A 5428-nucleotide genomic window follows, 5' to 3' on the forward strand; every position below is an offset into this window, starting at 1 on the left:
CAAAGGTCGACGGCACGCATGCTCCGGGCCGGGCCTCAGGGAGCAAAGGGCGCAAGTCATCGACGCCGACGCCATGAGAAGGCAGACTGGTCGCCATGGCCTTCCCTCTTCGTATCGGTGTCCAGATCCAGCCCCAGCACGCTCCTGAGTACGGCCTGATCCGGGATGCGGTCCGCCGCGCCGAGGATGCGGGCGTCGACGTCGCCTTCAACTGGGATCACTTCTATCCCCTCTACGGCGCTGAAGAGGGCGAGCACTTCGAGTGCTGGACGATGCTCGGTGCGTGGGCGGAACAGACCTCGCGGGTGGAGATCGGCGCGCTCGTGACCTGCAACTCCTACCGCAATCCGGAGTTGCTCGCCGACATGGCCCGCACCGTCGACCACATCAGCGGCGGACGCCTGATCCTCGGTGTCGGCGCGGGCTGGTTCCAGAAGGACTACGACGAGTACGGCTACGAGTTCGGCACCGTCGGTTCACGCCTCAACGACTTCGGCGCGGCGCTGCCGCGCATCAAGTCGCGTCTGGGCAAGCTGAACCCGGCGCCCACCCGCGACATCCCGATCCTCGTCGGCGGAAGCGGCGAGAAGAAGACGCTGCGCTACATCGCCGAACACGCCGACGCCTGGCACGGCTTCAACGATGTCGAGCAGTACCGCCACAAGTCGAAGGTGCTCGCCGAGCACTGCGCGGCGGTGGGACGCGACCCGGAGACCATCGAACGGTCGTCGGCGGTGCAGTTCGACGGCGACGTCGACGCGCTGCTCCGCGGTGCCGACGCACTGGCCGACGAGGGCATCAGTCTGCTCACCGTCGGCGTGACGGGCCCCGACTACGACCTCACCGCCGTCGAGGCCCTGTGCCGGTGGCGCGACGCTCGACGCTGAGCACGTGCCGGTACCCATCGAGGTCAAGGACGGACATACACTCACCCGAATGCGGCCGCTGGTTAAATTTGTGATCATGCATCGGGAACCTGCGATTCGTGGTGGGTGGGGGCACGTCGTGACACGTCGCATCTCCGCAGCTCTCGGCGCAGTCGGTCTCGCGCTCGGGATGACGCTGCTGCTGGCGGGTGTCGGAGCCGGCCCGGCCGCCGCCGAACCGCCCGCCCGCCTACCCACCTACGTCGTCGACTCGGCCGAGGTGATCACACCGGAGCAGCGGACCGAGCTCGAGAATGCCGCCGACGACCTGTACAACAAGCACGACATCCAGATGTGGATCGTGTACGTCCGCAGTTTTGACGGCCTCACCAGCGAACAGTGGGCCGACCAGACCGCCATCGCCAGTGAACTCGGCGACCACGACGCCCTGCTGGCGGTCGCGACCGAGGACCGCTCCTACCGGATGTTCGCCCCTGACGACATCGGCGGGCTCGACCAGTCGACCCTCGATGACGTTGCCACCAACGACGTCGTACCGCAGCTTCGCGAAGGCAACTGGGCGCAGGCCGGCCTGGGTGCGATCAACGGGCTCTCGAATGCCCTCGACCCCAGCTACACCGGGGTCATCACCGCCGGTGTCGTCGGCGGAGCGGTCGTCGTCGGCGGTGGCGGTGCGTATCTGTACTCGCGGCGACGCAAGCAGCGTCGGATCGACAGCAGCCTGGAAGCGCTTCGCGAACAGGAACTGACCGTCGACCAACTCGAGGAACAGCCGCTCGACGTGCTCGATCCGTGGTCTCGCGAGGTCCTCACCGATCTCGACAACGCCATCCGCACCAGTGAAGAGGAACTGCGGCTGGCCGTCGACGAGTTCGGCCCTGCCGAGACCGCACCGTTCACGAAGGCTCTCGAACGGGCGAAACGCGATCTCGCGCAGTCGTTCACCATCCGTCAGCGACTCGACGACGACGTCCCGGAGACCGACGACGAACGCCGCCGGATGCTCGTCGAGATCATCACCTCGTGCACCGAGGCCGACGCCGCCCTCGACGACCAGGTCGATGCCTTCGATGCGATGCGCAACCTGCTGATCAACGCCGACGCCCGCTTCGACGCCATCACCCAGCAGCTGATCGGGTTGCGGGCACGTCTCGAACCGGCGTCGCAGCAGCTCGCCGATCTGGCCGAGAAGCACGGCGAGCAGACACTCGCCTCGATCCTGTCGAACGTCGAACTGGCCCGACAGCAGATCGATTTCGCCGAGGCGACCGCAGATCAGGGTCGTGCGGCGAGTGCGGCACCGGTCGGGCAGCAGGGTCCCGCGGTCGCGGCCATCCGTTCGGCCGAGGGATCCATCGAGCAGGCCACCGTGCTCCTCGACGCCATCGATCACGCCGACGCCAACATCGCGGCCGCACAGTCCCGGATGCCTGCGCTGATCGAGGAGGTGGAGGGCGAACTCGCCGAGGCCGCCTCGCTGACCGCCGACGGCGGACCCGCGCTGGCGACTGCCGCCGCGGCCGCGCGAACCGCTCTCGACGCGGCCCGCACCGGCTTCGACGCCGATCCCCTGGGTACGTTCACCGCACTGGTCGACGCAGACGCCGATCTCGATGACGCGCTCGACGCCGCACGGGACTCCGCGGCCGAACGCACTCGTCGCGCACAGGTGTTGACCGCCGCCCTCGAATCGGCAACCGCGAAGGTGACCGCGGCGTCGGACTTCATCGGCACCCGACGCGGCGCCGTCCAATCCACCGCCCGGACCCGTCTGGCCGAGGCCCAGCGGCTTCTCCGGTCCGCGCAGGAGGCCGCCGGAACCGACCCGGTCGCGGCGACTTCCGCCGCACGCCAGTCCGGTGCTCTCGCCGACCAGGCGCTGATGGCCGCCCAGGGCGATGTCGTGAGCTGGCAGCAGTCGCAGCAGCCGCGTTCGAGCGGGTCGTCCACCGCGGGTGCGGTTCTCGGCGGCATCCTGGTCGACAGCTTCCTGCGCGGCACCATCAGCGGCGGCCGCGGAGGCGGATACCGGGGCGGTTACCCCGGCGGCTTCGGGGGCGGGTTCAGCAGTGGCGGACGCAGTCCCGGCTCATTCGGCGGCTCCGGGTCGTCGGGACGGATCGGTACCGGCGGACGGTTCTGAACCGCTCCGCCGACCGAGACACCCATTCCTCCCCGAGAAGGTTCGAGCCCAAGACACCGTCGCCCACCCAACTACCGGTCGACGTCAACCCCGACCGGCAGACTTCGATCGACGTCTGCCGGTCGAGTTGAGGTTCGGCAGTCGGAATCCGGGCGCTTCTCAGGGCGCGGATGGGGCCGGCTTCGCTCGCACCTCAGGGAGCAGAGGAGCCACCGCGCGTTCGGTTTCCGTTCACCTCTGAGCACCCGGTGGTTGGTTTCGCTCTCCTAGCGTCCTGCGGGTGCGAATCCAGTTGCCGCTGTTCACCTCCGCCGGCCGCGATGCAGGCCGATCGTCCCGTGCCCACGTGACCTGCCGCTACAAGTGCGGCGACGCCTGCCGGTCCGACCCCGGGAACTCCAGCGACAACGCATACTTCCGCGACATCGTGCGTACCGCGGTCTCGCGTCGAAGCGTCCTCAAGACCTCTGCGGGTACCGCGGTCGCGGTCGGTGCGGCGTCCGTGCTCGCGGCCTGCGGCGACAGCGGTTCGGGGGCCGGGCCGCGGCCGAGCACGGGAGCTACCGGAGATGCGTTGCCGGGCATGAAGTTCACCGCCGTCCCCGCCAACACCGAGGATGCGGTGGTGATCCCGGACGGTTACCGCCAAGAAGTCGTGATCCGCTGGGGCGATCCCGTCCTGCCCGGCGCCCCGGACTTCGACTTCGCCGCGCAGACCCCCGAAGCGCAGGCCGCACAGTTCGGCTTCAACAACGACTTCGCCGGACTCATCCCCGTCGACGGCGTCCCCGGACACTTCTACCTCGTCGCCAACCTCGAGTACCCCACCGAGCCGTTCATGTTCACCGGTTACCGGGAGGGCGCACCGACCGAGCAGCAGACGCGGATCGCGATGGCCGCGGTCGGTATCGCCGTCGTCGAAGTGGTCGCCAAGCGCGGCACCGGCGCCCTGGAACCTGTTGTGGGACCGCGCAATCAGCGGCTCACCGCGTCGAGCCCGTTCCGGTTGACCGGCCCGGCCGCCGGCAGCGAGTTCGTCCGGACTGCAGCGGATCCGGCCGGCACCACGATCCTGGGCACCTTCGCCAACTGCTCCGGCGGCCTCACGCCGTGGGGCACGATGCTCTCCGGTGAGGAGAACTTCAACAACTACTTCACCAACGCGAGCAAGGTCACCGACCCGAAGGCGGCCGAACGCCTCGACCGCTACTCCTTCGCCGACGATGACGACGAGCACCAGTGGGGTCGGTACGACAAGCGTTTCGATCTCGCCGTCGAACCCAACGAGGCCAACCGGTTCGGGTACATCGTCGAAGTCGATCCGCACGACCCGAAAACAGTTCCCGTCAAACACAGTTCGCTGGGTCGGTGCAAGCACGAATCGGCCAACATCCACGTCGTGAAGAACGGTCCGGATCAGGGCACCGTCGTCGCCTACAGCGGCGACGACGAGAAGTTCGAGTACATCTACAAGTTCGTCTCGTCCCGCAAGATCAAGAGCGGACTCTCGAAGACCGCACGCGAGCACAACCTTCGCATCCTCGATGAGGGCACCCTCTACGTGGCGACCTTCACCGGGGACGCCCCGGACGGCTCCGGCAAACCACCTGCGTCGGGCAAGTTCGCCGGAAAGGGTTCATGGAAGCCGCTGCTCACCAGCAACGCCGACGGATCGGCGCGCTCGCATGTGCCCGGGATGTCGCCGGCAGAGGTCGCGGTGTTCACGCGACAGGCCGCCGACGCCGTCGGCGCCACCAAGATGGACCGACCCGAGGACATCGAGCCGAGCCCCACGACCGGCAAGGTGTACTGCGCCCTCACCAACAACAGCGACCGCGGCACCGACGGCAAGGCGCCCGTCGACGCGGCCAATCCGCGCAACGAGAACAAGAACGGACAGATCCTCGAGATCGCCGACGATCATGCCGGCACCGAGTTCACCTGGGAGCTGCTGCTGGTGTGCGGTGACCCGGCCGCCGCCGACACCTACTACGGCGGCTTCGACAAGACGCAGGTCAGCCCCATCTCCTGCCCGGACAACCTGGCCTTCGACCCCCACGGCAACCTGTGGATCTCCACCGACGGCAACGCCCTCGGTTCCAACGACGGATTGTTCGCCGTCGCACTCGACGGGGACCGCCGTGGTGAGACCAAACAGTTCCTCACCGTCCCGATCGGTGCCGAGACCTGCGGGCCGGTCATCGACAGTGACCGCATCCTCGTCGCCGTGCAGCACCCCGGTGAGCTCGACGACCACTCGGCCGACAACCCCGCATCCCACTGGCCCGACGGTGGCAACTCCCAGCCCCGGCCCGCAGTGGTGGCGGTCTGGCGCGACGGCGGGACCCCGATCGGCGTGTAGTGGGGCGGTTTCGATACGGCTCGTCGCAGGCTCCTC

General features: G+C 68.2%; 3 protein-coding genes. All 3 read left to right on the top strand.

Annotated elements, in window-relative coordinates; all coding sequences use genetic code 11:
• Window positions 1–95 precede the first annotated feature (95 nt).
• A complete protein-coding gene (locus tag OK17_RS16200; RefSeq protein ID WP_461418067.1) occupies window positions 96–887 on the top strand; it encodes an LLM class F420-dependent oxidoreductase in 792 nt (263 codons plus the stop codon).
• 76 nt (window positions 888–963) lie between these two features.
• Entirely contained in the window at window positions 964–3030 is a 2067-nt protein-coding gene (locus tag OK17_RS16205) for a TPM domain-containing protein (RefSeq protein ID WP_232716805.1), read from the top strand.
• A gap of 280 nt (window positions 3031–3310) precedes the next feature.
• Window positions 3311–5392 (top strand): PhoX family protein, encoded by a 2082-nt coding sequence (locus OK17_RS16210; RefSeq protein ID WP_461418068.1) that lies wholly within the window; start codon window positions 3311–3313, stop codon window positions 5390–5392.
• Window positions 5393–5428: the final 36 nt, after the last annotated feature.

It is taken from the genome of Gordonia sp. GN26 (genome assembly GCF_054823965.1).